Source organism: Paenibacillus cookii (genome assembly GCF_018333375.1).
GTDB classification, from domain to species: Bacteria; Bacillota; Bacilli; order Paenibacillales; family Paenibacillaceae; genus Paenibacillus_AQ; species Paenibacillus_AQ cookii.
Genome location: NZ_BORW01000020.1, coordinates 63,597 through 86,895 on the forward strand (window position 1 = coordinate 63,597; position 23,299 = coordinate 86,895).

The 23,299-nt window shown below is 55.8% G+C and carries 22 protein-coding genes; 9 read left to right on the forward strand and 13 right to left on the reverse strand.

Features of this window, described 5'->3' with window-relative positions; translation table 11 throughout:
• Positions 1-36: 36 nt before the first annotated feature.
• From KI367_RS17280 to KI367_RS17300, 5 genes are all read right to left on the reverse strand, one after another.
• Entirely contained in the window at positions 37-1,020 is a 984-nt protein-coding gene (locus KI367_RS17280; RefSeq protein ID WP_373316243.1) for a siderophore ABC transporter substrate-binding protein, read from the reverse strand.
• 240 nt (positions 1,021-1,260) lie between these two features.
• On the reverse strand, positions 1,261-2,019 hold the full coding sequence (locus KI367_RS17285) for an iron ABC transporter ATP-binding protein (RefSeq protein WP_036706213.1): 759 nt from the start codon (positions 2,017-2,019) through the stop codon (positions 1,261-1,263).
• Positions 2,016-2,960 carry an iron chelate uptake ABC transporter family permease subunit gene (locus tag KI367_RS17290; RefSeq protein ID WP_212951153.1) on the reverse strand — a complete coding sequence of 315 codons (945 nt, stop codon included), beginning with the start codon at positions 2,958-2,960 and terminating at the stop codon, positions 2,016-2,018. The genes KI367_RS17285 and KI367_RS17290 overlap by 4 nt, the downstream gene beginning before the upstream one ends.
• Positions 2,957-3,910, reverse strand: coding sequence for an ABC transporter permease (locus KI367_RS17295; protein WP_212951155.1), 954 nt, complete (start codon positions 3,908-3,910; stop codon positions 2,957-2,959). The genes KI367_RS17290 and KI367_RS17295 overlap by 4 nt, the downstream gene beginning before the upstream one ends.
• A gap of 246 nt (positions 3,911-4,156) precedes the next feature.
• Positions 4,157-4,861 (reverse strand): CPBP family intramembrane glutamic endopeptidase, encoded by a 705-nt coding sequence (locus tag KI367_RS17300; protein WP_212951157.1) that lies wholly within the window; start codon positions 4,859-4,861, stop codon positions 4,157-4,159.
• A gap of 108 nt (positions 4,862-4,969) precedes the next feature.
• On the opposite strand from KI367_RS17300, the gene KI367_RS17305 reads away from it, so the two are divergent.
• The 3 genes from KI367_RS17305 (at position 4,970) to KI367_RS17315 (ending at position 6,861) form a co-directional block, all read left to right on the forward strand.
• On the forward strand, positions 4,970-5,770 hold the full coding sequence (locus KI367_RS17305) for a MerR family transcriptional regulator (protein ID WP_052146724.1): 801 nt from the start codon (positions 4,970-4,972) through the stop codon (positions 5,768-5,770).
• Positions 5,767-5,898, forward strand: coding sequence for a DUF4023 family protein (locus KI367_RS17310; protein WP_081991960.1), 132 nt, complete (start codon positions 5,767-5,769; stop codon positions 5,896-5,898). Before KI367_RS17305 ends, KI367_RS17310 begins: the two co-directional genes overlap by 4 nt.
• 360 nt (positions 5,899-6,258) lie before the next feature.
• On the forward strand, positions 6,259-6,861 hold the full coding sequence (locus tag KI367_RS17315; RefSeq protein ID WP_212951159.1) for a DedA family protein: 603 nt from the start codon (positions 6,259-6,261) through the stop codon (positions 6,859-6,861).
• Between the two features lie 23 nt (positions 6,862-6,884).
• Here KI367_RS17315 and KI367_RS17320 read toward each other — a convergent pair whose 3' ends face one another.
• The 4 genes from KI367_RS17320 to KI367_RS17335 all read right to left on the reverse strand — a co-directional run bounded on the left by KI367_RS17320 (position 6,885) and on the right by KI367_RS17335 (position 13,318).
• On the reverse strand, positions 6,885-8,789 hold the full coding sequence (locus KI367_RS17320; protein ID WP_373316241.1) for an ABC transporter ATP-binding protein: 1,905 nt from the start codon (positions 8,787-8,789) through the stop codon (positions 6,885-6,887).
• Positions 8,776-10,521: an ABC transporter ATP-binding protein gene (locus tag KI367_RS17325; protein ID WP_036706206.1), complete on the reverse strand. Its 1,746-nt coding sequence runs from the start codon at positions 10,519-10,521 to the stop codon at positions 8,776-8,778. The genes KI367_RS17320 and KI367_RS17325 overlap by 14 nt, the downstream gene beginning before the upstream one ends.
• Positions 10,522-10,617: 96 nt before the next feature.
• On the reverse strand, positions 10,618-11,619 hold the full coding sequence (locus tag KI367_RS17330) for a glycosyltransferase (RefSeq protein WP_036706204.1): 1,002 nt from the start codon (positions 11,617-11,619) through the stop codon (positions 10,618-10,620).
• A gap of 34 nt (positions 11,620-11,653) precedes the next feature.
• Positions 11,654-13,318 (reverse strand): PucR family transcriptional regulator, encoded by a 1,665-nt coding sequence (locus KI367_RS17335; protein WP_444544270.1) that lies wholly within the window; start codon positions 13,316-13,318, stop codon positions 11,654-11,656.
• Positions 13,319-13,535: 217 nt separating this feature from the next.
• On the opposite strand from KI367_RS17335, the gene ald reads away from it, so the two are divergent.
• Positions 13,536-14,663, forward strand: a complete 1,128-nt coding sequence (ald, locus tag KI367_RS17340; protein WP_212951163.1) for an alanine dehydrogenase — start codon at positions 13,536-13,538, stop codon at positions 14,661-14,663.
• Between the two features lie 71 nt (positions 14,664-14,734).
• Here ald and KI367_RS17345 read toward each other — a convergent pair whose 3' ends face one another.
• The 4 genes from KI367_RS17345 to KI367_RS17360 form a co-directional block, all read right to left on the reverse strand.
• Positions 14,735-14,959 carry a cold-shock protein gene (locus tag KI367_RS17345; RefSeq protein ID WP_212951165.1) on the reverse strand — a complete coding sequence of 75 codons (225 nt, stop codon included), beginning with the start codon at positions 14,957-14,959 and terminating at the stop codon, positions 14,735-14,737.
• Between the two features lie 216 nt (positions 14,960-15,175).
• Positions 15,176-16,147 carry an alpha/beta hydrolase gene (locus KI367_RS17350; protein ID WP_246537043.1) on the reverse strand — a complete coding sequence of 324 codons (972 nt, stop codon included), beginning with the start codon at positions 16,145-16,147 and terminating at the stop codon, positions 15,176-15,178.
• Between the two features lie 61 nt (positions 16,148-16,208).
• Positions 16,209-16,964 (reverse strand): glycosyltransferase, encoded by a 756-nt coding sequence (locus KI367_RS17355; RefSeq protein ID WP_212951167.1) that lies wholly within the window; start codon positions 16,962-16,964, stop codon positions 16,209-16,211.
• A gap of 25 nt (positions 16,965-16,989) precedes the next feature.
• Complete coding sequence (locus KI367_RS17360) at positions 16,990-17,577, reverse strand: TetR/AcrR family transcriptional regulator (RefSeq protein WP_212951168.1); 588 nt, start codon at positions 17,575-17,577, stop codon at positions 16,990-16,992.
• A 239-nt stretch (positions 17,578-17,816) separates the two neighbouring features.
• On the opposite strand from KI367_RS17360, the gene KI367_RS17365 reads away from it, so the two are divergent.
• From KI367_RS17365 to KI367_RS17385, 5 genes are all read left to right on the forward strand, one after another.
• On the forward strand, positions 17,817-18,614 hold the full coding sequence (locus KI367_RS17365) for a GNAT family N-acetyltransferase (RefSeq protein WP_212951170.1): 798 nt from the start codon (positions 17,817-17,819) through the stop codon (positions 18,612-18,614).
• A gap of 24 nt (positions 18,615-18,638) precedes the next feature.
• Positions 18,639-19,484, forward strand: a complete 846-nt coding sequence (locus KI367_RS17370; protein ID WP_212951171.1) for a lipoate--protein ligase family protein — start codon at positions 18,639-18,641, stop codon at positions 19,482-19,484.
• A 337-nt stretch (positions 19,485-19,821) separates the two neighbouring features.
• Positions 19,822-21,081, forward strand: coding sequence for an MFS transporter (locus tag KI367_RS17375; RefSeq protein WP_212951173.1), 1,260 nt, complete (start codon positions 19,822-19,824; stop codon positions 21,079-21,081).
• A 213-nt stretch (positions 21,082-21,294) separates the two neighbouring features.
• On the forward strand, positions 21,295-21,981 hold the full coding sequence (locus tag KI367_RS17380; protein ID WP_212951174.1) for a response regulator transcription factor: 687 nt from the start codon (positions 21,295-21,297) through the stop codon (positions 21,979-21,981).
• The gene (locus tag KI367_RS17385) at positions 21,974-23,254 is read left to right on the forward strand and encodes a sensor histidine kinase (protein ID WP_212951176.1); all 1,281 of its coding nucleotides are present in this window, start codon (positions 21,974-21,976) and stop codon (positions 23,252-23,254) included. Before KI367_RS17380 ends, KI367_RS17385 begins: the two co-directional genes overlap by 8 nt.
• Positions 23,255-23,299 lie beyond the last annotated feature (45 nt).

Here is a 23,299-nt window from a genome sequence, read left to right on the forward strand (position 1 = left end):
GCCTTTTCGGCCATAACATGCGTGCTTTGCGCACCGTTATTTGATGCTGTCGCCGACTTCCTTCACCATTTCCTGCACGGACAGCAGGCCGCCGCCGGAGAGGTACCAGTAGTTCGGGTCAAGATAGACGATATGTCCTTCTTTGTATGCATTCGTGTTTTTCACTAGATCGTTTTCTACGGTTTGCCTCGCTTTTTCTCCGTCTTTATCGGTGGCTACCGCGGCGTCGCGGTCCACGACGAACAGATAGTCCGGATTTTTCTCGGCGACGTATTCGCTCGTAACGCTTTGGCCGTGCGTCGAAACTTCGATTTTGTCGTCCGCCGCGGCAAATCCGAGAACGTCATGGATCAGGCCGAAACGGGATTTCGGGCCGTACGCGCTCAGTTTGCCTTCGTTGGAAAGGACGATCAGCGCTTTTTTGCCGGAAGCCGCAGCTTTGTCATGCACTTCGGCGATCGATTTATCGATGGCTTCGAGTTCGGTTTTGATTTCGTCTTCCTTGCCGAAGATTTGACCGACGGTGGTCATGTTTTCCTTGAACGAATCCATGTAACGCGTCGTGTCCAGCCCAAGGTATACGGTCGGAGCGATTTTGTTCAGTTCTTCGTACGCTTCGGATTGTCTGCCGGAAATGATGATCAGGTCCGGATCCAGCGCGTTGATTTTTTCGAAATCGGGTTCTTTCAGGCTGCCGACGTTTTGATAAGCATCTTTATCTTCGTATTTGGACAGGTACGGAGGAATGTTGGCCTGCGGCACGCCGGTTACCTTCACGCCCAGCTTGTCGAGCGTATCCAGGATGCCGAAGTCGAATACGACGACCTTCTGCGGGTTTTTCTTCACTTTCGCTTCGCCGAGCTTATGTTTGATCGTCAATTCTTCCGAAGCGGAGGCATCGGAGGAGCCGCCGGCCGCATTGGCCGAAGTTTCCGTTACCGGCGTTTCCGCCGTCTTGTTATTGTTGCCGCAAGCCGCCAGCACGAACACCAGCATTGCGGATAGGATCAGCATGAACATGTTTCTTGTTTTCAAGGGGGTCACCTCATTTATATATATTAGTGTAAATTGCATTGTAGCCGCTACGTTGACGGATCGTTCTTCCGATCGCTGTTGTCTTCAGATCGATTCCGTCCCCTCCGCTACACTGCACCTTAATTGAAATAAATTTATAAAATGATGCGACGCTCAGCCGTCCTGCCGGGCCCTGGCAAATTTGGCGAGCATCGATCTCATTACCAACGTCGGGAACCACAGGTCTTACGCAAAATAAACGCAAATCCGGTGGTCGTTGATCGTTTCGATCTGGATATCCATGCCGTACACCTGCTTCAGCACGGACGAATCGATGATTTCCGCCGCCGGTCCTTCCTTGACGACCCGCCCGTTTTTGAGGGCGACGATATCGTCGGAATACACCGAAGCGAAGTTGATGTCGTGAATGACGATAATGACGGTTTTGCCGAGCTCGTCGACCATCCGCCGCAGCACCTTCATGATTTGTACCGAGTGCTTCATGTCCAGGTTGTTCAGCGGCTCGTCGAGGAGCACGTATTCCGTGTTTTGCGCGATGACCATGGCGATAAACGCCCGCTGCTGCTGGCCGCCGCTCAGCTGATCCAGGTATTGGTGCTGCAAGTCCTCCAGCTCCATGTAGCGGATCGCCTCGTCGACGTATTCCCAATCCTCCGGCTTCAGCTTGCCCTGCGAATAGGGGAAGCGCCCGAAGCTCACCAGCTCGCGGATCGTAAGCCGCACATTGATATGGTTGGACTGCTTGAGGATCGATATTTTTTTCGCGAGATCCCCGCTTTTGCACTTGTCGATCGGATCGCCTTCGATCAGGATGTCGCCTTCGTCTTTTTTGTTCAGGCGGCTGATCAAGGACAGAAGCGTGCTTTTGCCCGCACCGTTCGCGCCGATGAAGGAAGTGATTTTCCCTTTGCGGATGGTGACGGACACATCGTCCAGGACCGTTTTGTTGTTGTATCGTTTGGTTACGTTTTTGACCTCGATCACGACGATTTACTCTCCTTTAGCAGCAGGTAGAGGAAGTAGATCCCTCCGGCCAGATTGATGATGACGCTCAGCGTCGTAGAGAACGTAAATACCCGTTCGACCAGCAGCTGTCCGCCCACCAGGGCGATGATGCTGAGCAGCATGGAGCCAAGAATGAGAAAATGGTGTTTGTAGGTTTTCATGAACTGGTAGCCGACGTTGGCGACGAGCAGGCCGAGGAACGTAATCGGTCCGACGAGCGCGGTCGAAATCGAAATCAGGATCGCCACGACCACGAGCATTCGTTTGACCACCCGGTCGTAATCGACGCCCAGGTTCACGGCCTGGTCTTTTCCCAGGGCAATGACATCCAGATACTTGGTATAACGCGCAAAATAAATCGCGGTACCCGCCATCAGCACGATCGACAGAATCAGCAGCTCGGTGTTGATGTTGTTGAAGCTCGCGAACATTTTGTCCTGGACGATCTGGAATTCGTTCGGGTCGATCAATACCTCCATGAAGGTCGACAAGCTCTGGAACAACGTCCCGAAAATCAGCCCGAGCAGCAGCAGGAAGTAGATGTTTTGCCCCTCCCGCTTAAACAGCAGCTTGTAAAAGACCATCGAAAAAAGTCCCATCAGTGCGACCGAAATGATGAAGTTCACGTTTTTGCCCATCGCCGTAAGCCCTGCCGAACCGAATATGTACACCATAAACGTTTGGAACAGCATATACAGCGAATCCAGTCCCATGATGCTCGGCGTCAGGATGCGGTTGTTCGTAATGGTCTGGAACACGACGGTCGAAAAAGCGATCGCCCCGCCGGTAATGATCATGGCCAGCACCTTTTTGCCCCTGCGCGGAAGGATGTAGTCCCAGTGGCCCCCGGCCTGGATCAGCATGAACACGGCGATGAGGGCAAGTGCGATGACTGCCAGAAATATCAGCTTTTTTTTCATGACGCATATGCCTTTCTTCTCAGGAGTAGGAAAATAAAGATCGCGCTGCCCAAAACGCCGACCGTCAGGCCGATGGAGATCTCATACGGATAAATGATGATCCGGCCCAGGATGTCGCAGAACAGGACGAACACGGCTCCGAGCAGGGCGGTATGCGTCAGGTTTTTTTTCAAATGGTCGCCCTGGTACATCGTCACGATGTTCGGGACGACCAGGCCAAGGAACGGAATCGTGCCGACCGTCAAAATGACGACCGACGACACCGCCGCGACCAGCACCAGCCCGATGTTGACGACGGCCTTGTAGTTGAGGCCCAGGTTGACCGCGAATTCCTCGCCCATGCCCGCGATGGTGAAGCGGTTCGCGAACAGGTACGCGATGATGAGGAGCGGGATGCTGACGTACAGCATTTCGTAGCGCCCTTTCAGCACCGTCGAGAAATCGCCCTGCAGCCAGGCGGACATATTCTGGATCAGGTCGTTTTTATAAGCGAAAAAGGTCGTGATCGAACTGACGATATTGCCGAACATCAGTCCCACCAACGGAATGAAAATCGCATCCTTGAACTTCACCCGGTCCAGAATGCGCATAAAAATGAACGTACCCAGCAGCGCAAACACAAACGCGACCAAAATTTTCTCCAGCGTGCTCGCGTTCGAAAACAGCATCATCGCGACCAATATGCCGAACCTTGCGGAATCCATCGTTCCCGCCGTCGTCGGCGAAACGAATTTGTTGCGCGTCAGCTGCTGCATGATCAGGCCGATGATGCTCATGCTGGTGCCGGCGATGATAATGCTGACGAGCCTTGGCAGACGGCTGATCCACAGTACCTGCTGCTGCTCCGGAGTCAGATGGAACAAATCCCACGGCGCGATGTCTTTGACTCCCACGAACAGGGAGATGATGGATAAAACGATGAATGCTGCCCACAAGTACCAAATTTTCATAAGGAACCAGACTCTTTCTATCCAGACTATATGTCATCATATTACATATAATAAGAATGATATTCATTCTCAATTAGATGGATTCTGTTATCATTCTACCAGCTGAACCGGTTTTGTCAATCGTTAAATCGTGATCAAATCAAGGAATTTTAGGAGCAATGCAAAATTACGGAACGGGAAAAGACCGTAACCGCAAGGATTACAGCCTGCCCGATTTGTGGATTTATACACAAAACTGTATACAATTTATGCAAACACCGTCAGCAGCACCGCGACCGTGTTGGTCAGCCCGTGAACGATCATGCCGGGGACGACGGAGCGCGTTTTTTCATAGGTCCAGGCAAAAATCAGCCCGCTGGCGAAATTGAGGGGCAGCGTGTTATACGTCGGGATGTGGGCGATCGTAAACAGTGAAGAGCTGATGAAGAGCGCCCACCCCGCCCCGAAACGCGTCCGAAACCAGCGGTACAGAAAACCGCGATACAGAATTTCCTCATAGATGGGCGAAATGACGCCTCCGACCGTAATGGCGATCAGGATGCCTAGAACGTTCGCATGGCTTTGCAAACTATCGGTTTTGCTGTTTTCGTAGCCGCCTCCAAGCAGCGTCATCACCAGCAGCATAACCGCACCAAGCGCAAGAACCGCAGCCGACCACAGCACAATGGCGCTCCAATATTTGCGCGGAAAAGAACGGAGACCCACCTCGGACCATCCGGCTTGATGCGGGTAGAGCGCAATAAGATAAAGGCTCGCCATGTACACGACGCTCAGGACGAACCCCATCAGCGTGCCCGCATACAACGTGTTGTCAAACCACTTTTCAAGAAATGCGTATAATTTGACCTCGACCAGCCATGGCACCAGCACAAAAGCCAAAAATACGATGGCGGCCAGCTCTTTGACCGACCAGGGATCTTTGGGCCAAGCTTGTTGGTTGGTTGTTTTCATTTGCGATTCCCCCTATATTTTCCTTCGGTTATCATGTAGTCTACAAGGTGACGCAACGTCACCTGCAAGCACAAATTTCAACCTTAAAGAAAGCGGGGTCTGATCGACATGGGCCATACCTGGACGACGGGGCAAGCAGCCGCGAAACTTGGGGTATCCATCCGCACCATCCGCTATTACGACCAGATCGGGCTGGTCACCCCCGGGATCAAGGAAGCGGGCGGCAGACGGCTTTATACCGAAGAGGATTTATTGCGCCTCGAAAAAATATCGCTGCTGAAGTCCTTGTCGCTTCCGCTCGAAGAAATCCGGCATCTGCTTGACGAGCTGTCCATCGGGCAGATTTTGGAGGCCCACCGGAAGCATTTGAAAACACAACTGGAGAATCTGCAAGAAAGCTTGGACAATACGAACGCTTTGCTGAATCTTCTCGAAGCGGAGGGCATGATCCGGTGGGAGACGCTGCTGCCGCTGGTGAAAGGAGCAAAAGACCGCACCGTAAGCTGGGAAGCTTATTTTGAAGAAGAGGAATTGCAAGTATTGAAGGCGAAACTGCCCCGCCTCGAGGGCAGCGATGAAATGACGCGCGGCTGGGTGCGTGTAATCGCCCGAATCGAGCAGTGTTTGCGAGAAGGCCGCGGACCGAAATCCGGCGAGGGAAAGGCGATTGCCGGCGAAATCGAACGGCTGTCCGAGCTGACCTTCGGCGGCGACCGGAAGCTGATGGAGAAGTTCTGGAAACTGCGCCGGGACCCCGCCTCTTCGAAGCAGGGCCTCGCCCCGATCCGGGAAGAAGTGCTTGCTTTCGTGGAGGCATGCCTCGCATCCCATGAATTCCATTCGCCCTCTTCGGAAATCGTAACAGGGAACCCCATTTCCGAAACAGAAGGGAGCGTGAAGGCAACATGACGGACAGCACGCGCGATTTCGTAAACAAGGTCCACGAGCAACAGGAAAACCAGCGCAAAAACAAGCAGCGCGCCGCAGGCCAGCCCCAGGCCCAGCTGCAGAACAAACAGCACAGCACGAATAAGTAAGACGCAAATAAGCACCTGACCTTCCATTTTGCGGAGGCGGGTGCTTTTTTCATGCTCTCCCGCCGGCGCATGCTTCGGGCGTTTTCCCGTCCCTAGCCATTCCTTGTACCGAACCATTTCCTGAGAACTTGCAGGGAACGGCGGGGCTAAGTCGTCTAAATCAATAACAGGTACGCGCGGGCGCGGCCAGACCAAAGTCTAGGGCTTAGACTGGACCGCGGTCAGTTCCGAACGCTCTTCCGTTTCTTATAGAATGGACAATAGAGGGAAACTCATTCCTGAACATGCGGATTTTGTATTGCTTTTTAAATAAAATATCCGGACATTTCCGGCGATTAGAGATAAAAGGAGACTGAAACGATGGAGTGGATGAATCAACTGTTTGAACAATACGGTTACCTGGTGCTATTCCTCGGATTATTTTCGGAGTCGCTGGCGCTCCCTTTTCCGGGCGAATTGGCGATGGCCATATCGGGCCACATGTCCTCTTTCGGGGATTTCCATATCCCCTTCATCATTTTTTATTCCTACGTGGGCGCGATCATCGGCACGACCGTCACCTTTTTTGTCGGCTACAGGCTGGGGACGCCCTTCCTCGAACAGTACGGCAAATATGTGTTTCTCAATCAGGCGCGCCTGGCCAAGGTCAAGGAATGGTTCGGAAAATACGGCAACAAGCTGATCCTGATCAGTTATTTCGTGCCAGGGCTCCGCCATTTTACGGGGTACGTCTCCGGAGTGCTCAAAATCCGCCCGCGCACCTTTTTCATTCTGAACTACATCGGCGGATTGGTATGGGTCCTGGTTTACGTCATGATCGGCAAAATCTTCGGCCCGAACATCGAGGAGCTCCTCCACGTCGCCACCCGTTATTTTGCGCTGTCCATGGTCATTTTGGCCGTTGTCGTGGCCGCGTTGTTCTGGTTCAAGAAAAAAAGAAGCACGGCAAAAGGGCGCCTGTAATTTCAGGCGCCTTGCCTTTTTCGTTAATCCTGGGCCGTTTCGGCGGCATCCGCCGCGCTTTCGAGGTTTTTGAACTGGCTTTCGAACATGCGGGCGTAAAAGCCCTGCCGCCGCATCAGCTCGTCATGGCTGCCCTGCTCGATGATCTCGCCATGGTCGATGACCATGATCGTATCGGCATCGCGGATCGTGTTCAGCCGGTGCGCGATAATGAAAGTCGTCCGGCCCTGCATCATCTGGAGAAGCGCATCCTGGATATGCAGCTCCGTCCGGGTATCGATGCTGCTGGTCGCCTCGTCGAGGATGAGAATGGACGGCCTCGCAAGCAGCACGCGGGCGATCGCCAGCAGCTGGCGCTGGCCTTGGCTCAGGTTGCCGCCGTTCTCGGACAGCACGGTATCGTATCCGTCCGGCAGCCGCCGGATAAACACGTCGGCATTGGCCATGGCCGCGGCCTCCCGGACCTCCTCGTCCGTCGCTTCCGGCTTGCCGTATTTGATGTTTTCCTTGATCGTCCCCGAAAACAAATACGTATCCTGCAGCACGAATCCGAAGCTGCGCCGGAGGCTGTCCCGCGTATAATCCCGAATGTCCGTCCCGTCGATGCGGATCGAACCGCCGGTCACGTCGTAAAACCGCGTCAGCAGGTTCACGATCGTCGTTTTGCCCGCTCCCGTCGGCCCGACAAGAGCCGTGCTGCTGCCGGGCTTCGCGGTAAAGCTGATATTTTTCAGGATCGGAACGTCCGGCCTGTACCCGAAGCTTACCTGATCGAAGACGACCTCGCCCTGAATCCGTTCCAGCGCTTTGGCATGTTCGGCATCAAGCGGCTCTTCGCGTTCATCCAGCACTTCGAAGACGCGCTCCGCGCCCGCGATCCCCGATTGAAGCAGGTTGTAAATGTTGGCGAGCTCGTTCAGCGGCCGGACGAACTGCCGCGAATAGCTGATGAAGCTCGCGATGACGCCGACGGTGATCAGGCTTTTGACGGCCAGAACCCCGCCGACGAGCGCCACGGCGGCAAAGCCGATATTGTTGATCACGTTCATCATCGGCATCATGAAACCGGAACGGATCTGCGCCTTTAAGCCCACCTCGAACAGCTTCCGGTTCACGCCCTCGAATTCCTCGATCGCTTTGTGTTCATGGTTGAAAGCCTTGACCACTTCCATCCCCGAAATGCTTTCTTCGATATGTCCGTTCAGCCTGCCCAGCTGCACCTGCTGCTCTTTGAACAGCACCTTCGTTTTCCGGGTGACGGTCCGCGTCAGCCAGAACAGGATAGGCACGGTAATGAGGCTCGCGAGCGTCAGGATCGGGCTCAAGACGATCATCATCGCAAGCGACCCGATGATGGTGATGATGCCCGACATCAGCTGAACAGTCGATTGGGAAATGGTCGAGCTGACATTGTCGATATCGTTCGTCAGGCGGCTCATCACTTCGCCGTGCGAGCGGGCGTCGAAATACGATACCGGCAGCTTCTGCAGCTTCCCGAACAGCGCCCGGCGCAAGGAGGCGACGATCCGCTGCGATATGCCGGCCATCAGCCAGCCCTGCAGAAAGCTCAGCACGGCATCGGTTACGTACGCGGCGGCCAGGACGGCGATCAGGATGCGGAGCAGATGAAAATCGACGCCGCCGATATCAAGCGACATCGCGTCGATCGAGCGGCCGATCAAATACGGGCCGACCAGCGTCACACCCGCGCCGATGACGATAAACAGCATAATGAGCGACAACAGGCCGCGCTCCCGGCCGATATACCCCCACAAACGCTTAAGCGTTCCCGCGAAGTTTTTCGGCTTTCCGCCGGGCCCCCCGCCCATCATTCCCCGCATGGGACCCGGTCTCCCCCCGGGAGCGCCGGCCCCTTGGGGCACGGGAGGAGCCTGCTGCTGGTCGCGTGCGGCATCATTGTGCGGCATTCGGCTGCATCTCCTTTCCCAGTTGGGACTTGTAAATCTCCTGGTATACGCGGCAAGTCTGCATCAGTTCCTCATGCGTCCCGCTGCCCGCGATTTCCCCGCGGTCCATGACGACGATCCGGTCGGCGTCCATCACCGACGTAATCCGCTGCGCGATCAAAATGCAGGTTAACCCCTTCGCATACGTTCGCAATGCCTGCTTGATCCGTCCTTCGGTCGCAACGTCCACCGCGCTGGTGCAGTCGTCCAAAATCAAAATCTCCGGTTTTCGGACAAGCGCCCGCGCGATGGAGAGCCGCTGCTTCTGCCCCCCGGAGAAATTGACGCCGCCCTGGCCGATCCGGCTTCGGTATCCTTCCGGGGAGGCCATGATAAAGTCGTGCGCCTCCGCCGTCCGGGCCGCCTGCTCCAGCTCCTCGGCCGTCGCATCCTCTTTCCCCCAGCGCAGATTGTCCTCGACCGTTCCCGTAAACAGCATGATTTTTTGCGGGACGATGGCGATCGTTTCCCTAAGCTTGGCCGGGTCCATTTCCCGAACGTCCACGCCGTTCACTTTCACCGTGCCGGACGTCGCGTCGTAGAATCTCGGGATGAGGTGAACCAGCGACGTTTTGCCCGCCCCCGTCGACCCGATGATCCCTACGGTTTGCCCCGGCAAACAAGTCAGCGTAAAATTCCGGATGACCGGATCGCCCGACGAACCGGCGTAAGCGAAGCTGACCTGCTCGAAATCGATCCGTCCCCGCTCCCCGGAGGCAGGCGCGGCATCCGCTCCTTCGCCCGGCATCCCGCTGTCCTCGGACATCACTTCGCCGATCCGGCCCGCCGATGCTTTCGCCCGAACGAACATGTTGAATACGTTCGAAATCATCATCAATGAAAACAATATTTGCGTCATATAATTGATGAATGCGATGATGCTGCCGACCTGCATTTGCCCGTTGTCAACGCGCAGGCCCCCAAGCCATAACACCGCGATGATGCCGAAATTGACCGCAAGCGAAATGCCCGGGCCGAATACCGACATGACGCGCATCGAGGTCACCGAACGGGCCGTAAGTTCGTCGTTGGCGGCACGAAACTTCTCCACCTCGTAATCGAACCGGTTGAACGCCTTGACGACGCGCACGCCGGACAAATATTCCCTCATGACGCCGTTCACCCGATCCAGCGCGCGCTGCACGCGGATGAAAAACGGGAAGCCGATCTTCATATTCAGCACGATGAGCACGGCCACGAAGGGCACGACGACCGCAAGCACGACGGATAAATGGACGTCCAGCCGGACCGCCATGATCAAACTGCCGAGCCCCAGCAAAGGCGCTTTGACGAAAAACCGCATCAGTCCGTTCACGAAGTTCTGCACCTGCGTTACGTCGTTCGTCAGGCGCGTGACCAGCGAGGCCCGGTCGAAGCGGTCCATCCGCTCGAACGAAAGCGACTGGATTTTGCGGAACAAATCGGACCTGACCTCGGCCCCGAATCGCTGCGACACATGGCTGGAAATGACGTTGCGGATCGATGCCGACAGCGCGCCGATGCCCGTCACGAGCAGCATCAGCCCGCCCAGCTCGAATACCTTGTCCATGCTTCCTTTCGCGACGCCGTCGTCGATTACCTTGGACATGATGGTCGGCTGCAGCAAATCGCAAAACGCCTCCAGCGTCAAAAAGAGCACCGCCACGCAAAACAGCTTTCCGTATTTCCGGACATATTTCCGTAGAAATGACAAAGCGACACCCACCTCCCGCGGTTTAGGGCCGTATTTTCCGAACGCCCAAACTCTTTATGTATGTACATACATATTCGCCGATCGGGACGGCATCCGTCAATCTCTCAGCCATGCATCGAAAAAGTTTTTGTACCCTTCCTTCATCACCCGGCTGGAAAACTGGTCGAACGCATAATAACGGTTGTCCATCGAATGGGACTGCGGCAGCGCGGCCGCCATGTTCACGAGCTCGAACCAATTTTCCTCATGACCGGAAAACGAATGGCGCGCATTGATATGGCGGTAGCACGGATGCTCCGGCTTCACGACGATTTTGCCCATCGCGAGCGCCTCCGTGAGCGGCATGGCAAACGTATCGAAACGGGAGCAGTTCCAGTACACCTTGGCGGTGTTCATCAGCGCAAACACCTCGTCCTGGCTCAACGCAAACCGCAGCCGCACGTTATCGGGAACGTCGTATTTTTTCATGCTTTCCCGGTAACGCTCGCCGCCGAACACCATGAACACTTCCTTGTCCGGATTCTGCTTCGCGTATTTCAGCACCAGATCCGGCCGCCGGTTCTCCTCGTCCCTGCCGATCCATAAAATGCGGTTATGCACGACCTGCGAAGGGTCAAAATGCTTTTGCGCCAGGCTTTCGCTGAAGCCGATCGGAATGACGTCCACGTCGGTAATCCCGAAATTCCGGGCAAATTCCTCTTTCAGAAACTCCGTCTGCACGATGGCTTTGTCCACGATTTGATAAAAAGGCTTCATCATGTCGTATCCCGTCAAAGCCGGATCCGGGAAGCTGTGCGGAAAAAGGACGCTTTTTTCGATGAACATCTTGAGGTACGTAAAACCGGACACCGTGTAAATGACATGCTCGATGCCGTGTTCGTGGATCTGGTCCAGCACGATGTCGTAATTGACCAGATCCCCTTTCTCATGCTCGTATCCCGGCAGCCAATCATACCCGCTGACATGGCGCTCCGGGGAAATGAACACGATGTCCACGCCCAGCTCCTGCCCGATCGCTTTCAGGCGGTCCGCAAACACGCGCGGCCCCTGGTTTTCGCGAAACTGGATTTTTCTCATGACCAGTCCGACTTTTTTCATATGTCTAATCATCCTTTTTTGCTGTGTCTTTGTTTTAAGTTAAAAGCGGCAGCGCCAGCAGCGCCATTTCCAGGCAGACGCGCCGCTCGGGCTCCAAATAGTCTTCGCCGAGAATCTCCATCAATTTATCGAGCCGGTTGTAAAGCGTCTGCCTGTGGATATACAGCGCTTTGGCGGTGTCGTTTTTGGAACCCATGCATTTCAAATACATGTCGAGCGTCTGCAGCAGATGCAGATGATGCTCCTGATCATAGGCAATCAAGGCGCCGAGCTGGTCCTGGACGAACGATTCGAGCGCTTCCGCCGGAATCGCCTTCAGCAGCCGGTATACCCCGATCCGGTCGTAAAAAAGGGCATCCTGAACGGCAGCCCTTGATCTCGCCACCTCGAGCACCTGCTCCGCTTCCTTGAAGCTCCGGTGCATATCCGTCATCCGGTTGCGGACGAGGCCAAACCCAGCGTGCAGCCGGAATACAGGCGCCCCCGAAGCCGGATGCTGCAGCCGTTCCACGATTTTGCGGATCGTCTGCTGCAGGGAAACCGGCGTACCCTCTTTGGCGGGTTTCTCCCGCGCGCACAGCACGTAAATCCTGCGTCCCTTCTGCATGAGCAGGTTGTGAAGGGCGTATTTTTTCAAAAGCGCGCGCAGCCGAACCAGCAAGTCCTGCTGATCCGATTCGACCTTGTCCCGGTCCGGCTCTTCGTCTCCCCCGCCATATTCCGTTTCGATCATCCCGCCGGCAAACCACATTTCGCTTTGCTTCGGCGGCCGCAGCCCCATGCGCATCCGCGCTTCCTCTTCGTCTTCGATCTGGTGGTTCAAAATGTCCTGGATCAGCTGGTTCTGGTCGCGGAGCATTTTTTCCTCCAGAAAAAGCATTCTAAGGAGGAGCGAAGCCAGCGATTTGGCGGTGTAATCCAGCAGCAGCGTCAGCCTCTCCTGCACCTGCCGGCGGGGCAGCACCAGCCCGACATGGGCCAGCGTCTGCCCGAGGCAAATGACGGGCTGCGTCAGCAGCAGCCTCTCCTGCGGCAGCTCGAACATGCCCGCCTCCTGGTGGGCGGATTCGTTTCCTTCCACGCGCTGCCGGTAAAAGGCGGCAATTTCGTCCGCAGCCGCCGGGGATATGCCGCGGGGCATAAATTTATTCGTATCCACGGTGGAGTAGTACACAACCTGCTGCTTGGCGTATTCATATAATACATGGAGGACGGCGCTCACGTCGGTGCTTTGAAGGGTGATCTGCTGAAGCCTGCGGGAAAAGGCCTCCAAGTCCTTCAGCATCTGGTGCTGCTGGTTGATGAGCAGGCCGTGGATATCCTGGGTAATTTCCACGAACCGGACAGGCTGCTCGAACACGATCAGGGGAAAATCGGAAACGTCTGCAAGTTCGATGATTTCGGCCGGGATGTTTTCGATGCTCGTGCCGAGCTCCACGCATAGCCCCGCCGCTTCCTGGCGGATGAGCTGCTGCATGTAGGACAGGCGCTGCTGCTCATAATGGCGGAGCCAAAGCCCGGTCGTCATGATCAGATCGTTTTTCGTGACGTATGGGGCCACGTTGGCGATTTCCAGGATGTGAACCCATCCGACCTTGCGGCCGGTTCCGCCCGCGCCTGCGATCAGCCGGGCCTTCCGAAATACGGGGCGTTCCAGAACGTCCCGGATATATAGCGTAAATTCGCCCAAAGCCGTCACGTCCCCTCTCGTTAATGGAGTCATTATAGAAGTTTGGAGATCCATTTTCAATATGGGCGACATGCCCGCCCGGCTGAACAAAATGTCCTGTCATGTGATCTATTCCCTTGACAAGACGTATGATGCTTCGCCGCAAAATCGATTGTAAACTTTTACTGTCAAGGTTTTGCGCGATTTGACGGAGCTTGCATTTATTTTTAGGAGAAGGTGATCTGTCATGAACATCGGAATACCGAAAGAGATCAAAAACAATGAAAATCGGGTGGCCGTTACCCCGGCAGGCGCCTTGGAGTTCGTCCAGCACGGCCACAAGGTCCTCGTCGAGCGCGGCGCCGGTCTTGGAAGCGGATTCACGGACGAAGAATACCATGAGGCAGGCGCGGTCCTGTTGGCGGAAGCCAAGGATGTATGGGATCAGGCCGACATGATCATGAAGGTTAAGGAGCCCCTGTTAAGCGAATACGGATATTTCCGCAAAGGGCTGATCCTGTTCACCTACCTGCATCTGGCTGCCGAACCCGAGCTGGCCAAAGCGCTTGTCGCCTCGGGCGTGCATGCCATCGCATATGAAACGGTCAACGTGAACGGCACGCTGCCGCTCCTGACGCCGATGAGCGAAGTGGCGGGACGGATGGCCGCGCAGATCGGCGCGCAGCTGCTCGAACGCCCGCATGGCGGCAAAGGCATTTTGCTGTCCGGCGTTCCCGGCGTCGCCCGAGGCAAGGTCACGATCATCGGCGGAGGCGTCGTCGGCATGAACGCGGCCAAAATCGCCGTAGGATTGGGCGCTGACGTGACGCTGCTCGATTTGAGCATTCCGCGTCTGCGCCAGCTGGACGATATTTTCGGCAACCAGATCCATACCCTCGTCTCCAGCCCGGCCAACATCGCCAAGGCGGTGGCGGACACCGACCTGCTGATCTGCGCCGTTCTCATTCCGGGGGCCAAAGCGCCCCGTCTCGTCACGGAAGCGATGGTAAAAACGATGAAGCCCGGTTCCGTGATCGTCGATGTTGCGGTCGACCAGGGCGGCGTGGTCGAAACGATCGACCACATCACGACGCACGACAACCCGACTTACGTCAAACACGGCGTCGTCCATTACGCCGTCGCCAACATGCCGGGCGCGGTGCCCCGTACGTCGACGCTGGCGCTTACGAATGCGACGATGCCTTTCGCGCTCAAGCTTGCAGGCACGGAGCTGCGGCAGCTGCTTGCGGCGAACCCCGCCATCCGCAGCGGCGCAAACGTCATTAACGGCCGCGTAACGCATGAAGCGGTCGCCCGCGATTTGGGATACGACTACGTCCCGGCGGAAAAAGCGTTCAGCCAGGTGACGATTTAACCTATGCCGGCAACGAAAAACAGGGTCCCTTGCGGCGGCCCTGTTTTTCCTTTTCATATGATGGCGTGCACCTAGATCAAGGTGCCCTTTTTCAGCATTTTGATAGGATGATCGTTGACGACCAAAGGCAGCATCTTCGTGCCGCTGACCATGGGCGAGCTGCAGTGTGCGCAAACCGGCTCCTGCTCAAAGGCAAAGTTATCCCGCATCCAGCCATTGCAGTCCTCGTTGGTGCAGGACCAAATCGCCGTATCCGCTTGAGGAATCTCCTCAACCACTTTTTTTCCGAAGTACATTTAATCCCATCCTCATCCTATATTTTCGTCAGCATCCCAGCTGTTTCCTTAGTATGACCCGGAAGGGCTGAATTATGTTCCATGCATAAAGAATGGATCGGCCAGCCCTCCGCCACTACAAAGGGATGGTCTGTCTTACTATATATATTTCGTATCGGGACTAATATTGCACCTTTTTCAAAATTCGAATGCTGCAAACGCTTTGGCGTCAGGTTATCATCCATGATTTGATTGAACGAACCGGCCGATGAATCCGGCGACCGTTTTTTCGTACGTTTCGGGATCCATCCGGTATGCCTCGCCGTGCCCGGCTTTCGGAACGATATAGAGCTCTTTTTCGGCGGCGCAGCTTTCGTATACCTCATGCACCATCTCCGTAGGCACGAACTTGTCGTTGGCGCCGTGGATGAAAAGGGTTGGCGTTTTCGACTTTTTCACCTGCTCCAGCGCCGAAGCCTCGCCGAAAAAGTACCCTGCCCGCAGCTTGGTCAACAGGCTGGTCGTTTCCACAATCGGAAACGCCGGCAGACGGTACATGCGCCGCAGTTGGAAGGAAAGCTCCGCTTTTGCGGAGGTGTACCCGCAATCTTCGACGACGGCCTTGACGTTCGGCGGCAAATCCTCGCCGCTGGTCATCATGACGGTGGCTCCTCCCATCGACACGCCGTGTAAAACGATTTGCGAATCCGCGCCGTTCTCGTCCAGTACCCGTCCAATCCATTTCAGATAATCCTTGCGTTCGGGCCAGCCGAAGCCGATATAACCGCCTCCGCTTTCCCCATGCCCCCGGGCATCCGGGAGCAGGACGTTGTAGCCCCATTTTTCATGGTACATTCTGGCGTAGCTGCTCATTTGCGTGGCGTTGCCGGAATATCCGTGGGCAATGATGACCGTTTTGTCCGACGGCCCGGTTGCCGGCAAATAATATGCCTTCAGGTGAATGCCGTCTTCCGAATCCATGTCCCTGCGCTCAAAGTTCTGGCTATTCCACCATTCATCGTCGGCCAGCGTCGTTTCCTTGGATTCCTCCACCTCCGGACTGGTCTTCAAGTCGGGGCTCTCGCTCAAAAACTCTTTCGAGGCGCGTGCCACCGCCACATGATAAAAATAAAAGCTCCCGGCACAAAGGACCACGACGACCAGCGCCAACAAGGAGGAAGCAAGGCCTGCTATCATTTTTTTCTTCAATTCCGTTCTCTCCTAAACGAACCCCCGTCTTATTTGGTTTAGTATATCACAAAAATTCCCATCATTTCTTTTCCATTTCATAATAGGCCTGATCCGCGTACTTCCGGTCATTGCCTTTCAGATACGCCCGCACGATGCCCGGATTTTTAACTAAACACCAATCCCCATGCTGGTCGAATTTGCGGCATGAAGTCGTCATCAGCGCTTTTGTGACGGTACCGTATTTTTTCCCGTTCTGTTTGCCCCATTTGTTCAGGCGGCTGGCAAATTCGATATCTTCGGCCATGAGCATCTGTTCGTTAAAACCGCCCACCGCGTCAAAGTCCTTTTTGTACCCCCAGAAGAGGCCTACGGTTAACGGACCGTATTTAAAAAGGAGCGGAACGATCAGCACAAGCGCCGACATGGCGATGCCGAGCGAATTCCGTTCAAAAGCCGAGCGGACGCCGCCGCCGATATATTTGCCCGTTTGCAGCATCCGGTCGATTTCCGTCAGCATATTGTCCGTCACCCAGCTGTCGGCGTCGATCGTGACGATGATTTCCCCTCTGGCGGCCCCAATGCCGGCGTTTCGGATCTGCGACAAGTTTTTGTGCTCGACCGGCAGCGTGACAGCGCCGTAAGATTGGGCAATATCGGCCGTCCGGTCCGTGCAGCGGTTGATCATCACGATCACCTCGACCTGCCCCGGATAAGGTTTGGCGGCGGCAGCTATGGAATCGAGGCAGCGGCCGATATATTTCTCCTCGTTTCGTGCCGGAATAATGACGGAAAACTTAATGGGTTGATCGGTACCCGATGCAAATGGGCTATTCATGATTCATCGCTCCTCAAGGAATAGGTTATTTTTGAATCCCTTCGAGTAATAGCTTGGTTGCTTTGCGGTAAAACCGTTTGGCGTCTTCCTTGCCCATCATCTGGATGTGGTCGCTGAGGCCGGAAAAATAACCTAGAATCATCATGCTCAGCTCCTGCGCGTTGCCGCCTTTCCACTCGCCGCGGTCGAGACCGGCTTGCACGAGCCGCTCGAAGCGCTGCATATACGCCATCATTGTGCCGAGAAACCGCTGCCCCGCCTCGGAATCCGCGCCGACGCGGCTTATGAATTCCTCTCCCGCCTTATTGAGCGGCTTTTCGAGCGTGTCCACAAAATAATCCGCGTACTTATACAGCTGCTCCGTGGCCGTCATTGTCCCGTCGATCGCCTGATCCCAGTTCTCCCACGACGCCGTAAACGCCTGGTCGGCGATATAAATAAACAGATCTTCTTTGCTGTCGAAATGGTGGTAGAGGCCTCCCCTGCTGCAGCCGGCGGCGCTGCAAATATCGCTCATGGAGGTTGCCGCGTAGCCTTTCACTGCAAACAGCCCCTTGGCGGCTTCCACAATATCCCGTTTCGTTTGTTCCGCTTCGTCTTTGCTTTTTTTCATGATCCCAATGCCTTTCCCGTTAATGCGACCGACTGATCGGTCTGTATAAATTGTATTCCATGTATTTCCTTTTGGCAATATGTATTTGTGAATGTTTGACGAGCGGCCGATCAAAAATCAATCGTTACGTCCAAGGAAGTGTAAGCGTTGTACTTATATAGGGTCATGGGCACAGGCAAGGAAATGCCTCCTTGTTGTCGAAGAAGTATAATAGACAAACCAGGATAGGAGCAACAAACATGATTCGCAAACTGACGCCGGAAGAGCTGGAGGCCATCCCCGCCTCGCTCGACCGCGAGAGGCATTTTTTATATTATTCATATTTGACGTTCCGCAAGCCGCGCACGACGCATTACGGGCAATTTACAGACCAAGGCGGGCTGCTTGGCGTGTTGGCCTTTCTGGAGGGGCTTCCGTTTTATGCCTTTTCCGTATTCCCCGTGCATCCATCGTTTGATTTTTCGGCCGTTTTGGCGTTTACGAAAAAAGAACTCCGGCTGCCGGACGAGGCGATCGGCAATTTCATCGTGCACGAGGAGGACATGGCCGCTCTTAGCGGACAAATGGCGTTCGCCAAACCTCCGGAAAAACTGTTTCTCATGAAGCATATACATCATCAGATGCTGCCCGCCGCGGATCCGCGGGTCCAGCGTTTGGAGCCATCCCACTTTGATAGGATTGAGGCCTTGATGAAAAAGCTCGGCACCATGGCATTTTCGGCCGAAGAGCTTCAGTACCCTTTCTATGGTGTCATGGACAATGAGCGGCTTGCCGCCGCAGGAGGGTATCACATTTACGGCGCGGATTACGTGGAGCTCGGAAATATCGGGACGGATCCCGCTTTCCGGAGACAAGGCTTGGGGAAAATGGTTTGCGCAGCGCTCACCCGCGCAGGAGCGGCCGCGTCTCCGAACGTTTACCTGAATGTTTTTGAACAGAATGAAGCCGCCATCCGGCTTTATCGGTCCATTGGCTACGAAACGGTTGCCATTCAGCACATCATCCAATTTTTCATGCCTGCTGATAGCCATAAATAACCCTTGCGAAAGGAAGTGATCCCGATGTCCGATTTCAACGACGAATTCAGCTCCATGCTCATTCTGGACCGGATGAACCCCGATCCGCAGCAGGATGCGCTGTATCCGTTCGCGCTCGACGAACTGCTGTGCAAGGAGACCGGCAGAGGCGGACCGCCCTTGCTGCATATTTGGCGCCAACCCCGCTCCTTTATCATCGGGCTGCGCGACAGCCGCCTGCCGGGGGCGGCCAAAGCCTGCGCCTGGCTGGAGGCGCTCGGGTACAAAACGGCCATCCGCAATTCCGGCGGCGCGGCCGTGCCGCTTGACGCGGGCGTCGTGAACCTGTCGCTCATCCTGCCCAAGCAGGGCAAGGGCGACGAACGTTTCCGCGGCGATTTCGAGCGGATGTATGCCCTCATTCGCGAGGCGCTGGCCCATACGGGCGTGACGGTCGACAAAGGCGAAATTGCCGGGGCGTATTGTCCCGGCGATTTCGACCTGAGCATCGGCGGCCGGAAATTTTGCGGGATTGCGCAGCGTCGCCAGGCGCATGCATTCGTCGTGCAGGCCTTTGTCATCGCCGACGGCTCGGGGCAGGAGCGGGCCCAGCTCGTGCGGGAATTTTACGACCGGGCGGGCAAAGGGGCGGACCCCGGCGATTTCCCGCAGGTGGACAGCGGCAGCACCGCTTCCCTCGCCGAACTCGCGGGGCTCGGCCCCGGGGCGGCGGCAAGCTTCGCGGAGGCGGTCAAAAACGTCGTCCGCAGCCGCCAATCGGCCGAAGGCATCGCGGCTTCGGCCGCGCGGCTGACGCTCCCGGGCACCCGGGAGGTTACCGCGATGGCGGAGCAGCTTAAGCAGCGTTATGCTCCAAAGGAACAGGTGTAACCCAAACATCGGCCCGTGAATTTTATATCAGAAAAGACGCGGACATCTGCAAGATGCCAACCCGGCAACCGGGCATGTCGGCGGTTACGGAAATCCATCAAGCGAAGCTTCCCGGATGCCCTAGGGCTCCCATCGGCTTCGCTACTTTTATGCGGCGGCGATGCCCTCTCGTATCCTTGCCTCGGTCCACAGACGGAGAACGATTTCCTTCTCGCGCCGTTATCCGGAAAATTCAGGATATTGTACACTCATATCAATTCCCGCGCCCTGAGAACTCCAAGAGGTCGCCAGGACGCATGTACCGGATAAAATTTTTAGGAAATGAGGCAAACCCCGTATGGAACTTTTCCGCAACGCTATTTTTGTCAGAATGTTTTTGGCCGCCTTCGCGTCCCAGCTCGGCTCGATGGTCGGCAGCATGGCTTTCGCCTTCTATTTGGTCGACCGGTTCAGCAATCAGCCGGCTTACGCCTCGGTTGCCGAACTGATGTATTCGCTGCCGACGCTGGTCGTTTTCCTGTTCGTCGGCGTGCTGGCCGACCGGCTGGACCGCAAACGGATCGCCGTGCAAAGCGACTGGATCCGGGCCGTTTTGTCCGTCGTCCTGCTGTTTGCCATTCATCAGGATTGGATCATCGCCGCCTTCGCCATCCTGTTCCTGCGGAGCGCGATTTCGAAATTTTTCACCCCTGCCGAGATGAGCTTGATGCAGGGCATTATGAAGCCGGAGCAATATGTGAAGGCGTCCAGCCTGAATATGTCGATCATGGGCATCTTCATGCTGTTCGGCATGAGCATGGGCTCCGCCGCTTACTATTACCTCGGCATCGAAGGAGCCATCATCATCGATACCGCAAGCTTCATCATATCGGGCATCCTGCTTGCCACATGCCATTTTCCGGCCGAAGTGCGCCAGCCGAACGGCAAAGCGAAGCTGCGTGACCTCAACCTGAAAAGCATGGCGGCCGACTTTGGCGCAGGCTTCAAATATATCGTCCGTTCCCGGCTGCTCCTTGCGATCATTCTCGGTTTCTTTTTCTTCGGCATCGTCAACGGCGTGTTTTCGATCCTCCCCCTGTTCACGATGAAATACGAGCTCAGTCCCGACCGCTATCAGGTGTATACCCCGCTGGTCATGGTTTTCCTCGGCATCGGTTACCTCGCAGGCAGCGCGTTTAGTTCCCTGCTGATTAAAAAATGCGGCAAGGTGGCCGTGCTGATCACCGGACTGTTCCTTACGATGGCGCTGACCCTTGCTGCCGGACTCTCCGGAAACATTCAAATTTACTTGGGGGTCATGGTCCTGCTCGGGATCATCCTGGCTCCCATCAACGTGGTGCTCGGCGGTTGGCTGCCGGAGCTGGTCGAGCCGCAAAGCATGGGCCGCGTCAGCGCCTGGATCGAGCCCCTGAACACGACCGGGCAGGCGATTGCGCTCGGCTTCATCTCGGTGGCGTTTCCCGCGATCGTGAACGTTACGGCGCTGTACTGGATTTTGGCCGTCAGCATGCTGATCGTCAGCGTATATTACCTGATCGCCCTTCCGGGGCTTCACCGCAAGCATCAGCGCGCCGTGAAGACGGAGATGACCGCCTAATTTACGCATTTTGTCCGAACGCCCCATTTGACTTTCCGGGAGAAATGTTTATGTTTAGATATCAGGACGCCAACGTTCGAATCCGAATTCACTCGCGATCCTGATACCGCAACAATAACGCGCCTCCCGGATGCTTCTTTCGTTCTTCTTCGGCGAATGAAGGCTGACAACGCATGCTCCGGGAAGCAGAAAAACGATAGAGGTGAACAGGCCATGCGGCTCCTGGTCATAGAAGACGATAAGCATTTGTCCGATACGATCTGCGCAACGACGCGGGATTTGTACGAGACGGAGCAGGCTTTTGACGGCGAAGAGGGCTTGTATCTGGCGGAGCAAAACATTTATGACGCCATCGTTTTGGATGTGATGATGCCGGGACTGAGCGGCTATGAAGTGCTCGGACGCCTCCGGCAGCAGGGGATTCTGACGCCGGTGCTCATCCTGACGGCCAAAGACGGGATCGACGACAAAATCCGCGGCTTCCAACAGGGAGCCGACGACTACCTCGTCAAGCCGTTCCACCGCGAGGAGCTGCTGCTGCGCCTGGAGGCGATCCTGCGCCGCTCCGTCGGCGGGTTCAAGCAGCATACGCTGCTGTTCAAGGAGCTTAAGCTGAATTTGAAAAGCCGCGAGGTTCAGATCGGCGAAGCGCCGGTCCTGCTCAACGGCAAACAAATCGACCTGTTCGAATATTTGATCAACAACAAAAACATCATTTTGACGAAAGAGCAAATTTTCGACCGCGTCTGGGGCATGGACTCCAGCACCGCCAACACCGTCATCGAAGTGTACGTGAGCAATTTGCGCAAAAAATTCAAGCCCTTCGGTTACGACAAGTACATCAAAACGATCCGGGGCATGGGATACATGCTGACCGAGAACGGAGACGACCATGAATAAAAACAAAGTCATCCGCAGCCAGCAGCTGCGGTTCATGGTCTATACGCTGATCGCCTTTACCCTTCTGTTCGGCATGTTCGGGGCGATCATTTTCGGCCGGATCCAATCGACGCTTTACGCCAAAACCGACTCGGACCTGACGGCATCCAAAAGATGGCTCGAGACCGGCGGAGCCGGCGCCGAACGCGGCAAAGAACCGGTTCGCGACAAATACGGCTTCCCCCCTGCCAAAGGCCGGGGATTGAACCCGCGGGTCATTCCGCTCCTGTGGAGCGACGGACACATCGCCAATGCCGAGCAGATCGGCTTCACTTACAATCATTACTTCAGCGAAATGAGCTTCGATCCCGCCACCATCGGCGTCATTTCCAACGTGACGGTGCAGGGCAAATACCATTTCCGGACCGTTTCCATTCCCTATCCCGCGGCAGAGGGGAGCTATGTGCAGCTGCTGGTCAACGTGGACCCCGAGCAAAACCTGATCGACAATTTCAAACGGATCATCATTTTATGTTCGGCCCTATTTATTTTGCTGTCGATCAGCGCGAGTTACATTTTGTCCCGGAAAATGATGAAACCGATCATCCGCTCCTGGGACAAACAGGTGGAGTTCGTGGAAAATGCCTCGCATGAGCTGCGGACGCCGCTGACGATCATCCAGAACAAGCTGGAGCTGCTGCAGACGATGCCGGAGAAGCGGATCATCGATACGTTCGAAAATATCGCCCTCTCCCTTTCGGAAACGCGGCGGCTGTCCCGCATGACGGCCGACCTGCTGACGCTGGCGAGAGCCGATTCGACCGAAACGCAGCTGGAAAAGCAGACGATCGAGCTGGACGAATTCGTGAACAACGTATGCGGCCCCTATAAGGAAATCGCCGAGCTGTCCGAAAAAAGCATGCAGCTTAGGCTGCAGAGCCGGACCCGGCTGAAGGCGGACCCCGAGCGGCTGCACCAGCTGCTCGTCATCCTGCTGGACAATGCCCTGAAATATACCGGCGAACATGACAGCATCGCCATCAGCACGTACGCCAAAGAAAACAAAGCGTTCATCGAAGTCAGCGACACCGGCATCGGCATCAGCGAGGAAGGGCTTTCCCGCATCTTTGACCGCTTTTACCGCGAAGACCGGGCGCGGTCGCGCGAGCAGGGCGGCTCCGGGCTCGGCTTGTCCATCGCCCAGTGGATCGTCCACAGCCATCATGGGACGATCCAGGCGCTGCATAACGAGCCGAAGGGCGTCATCTTCCGGATTCGGCTGCCGAAGCAGTAGGCTTTGATATAAAAAAACAGCTCGGTCCCTCTCACGGGCCGGGCT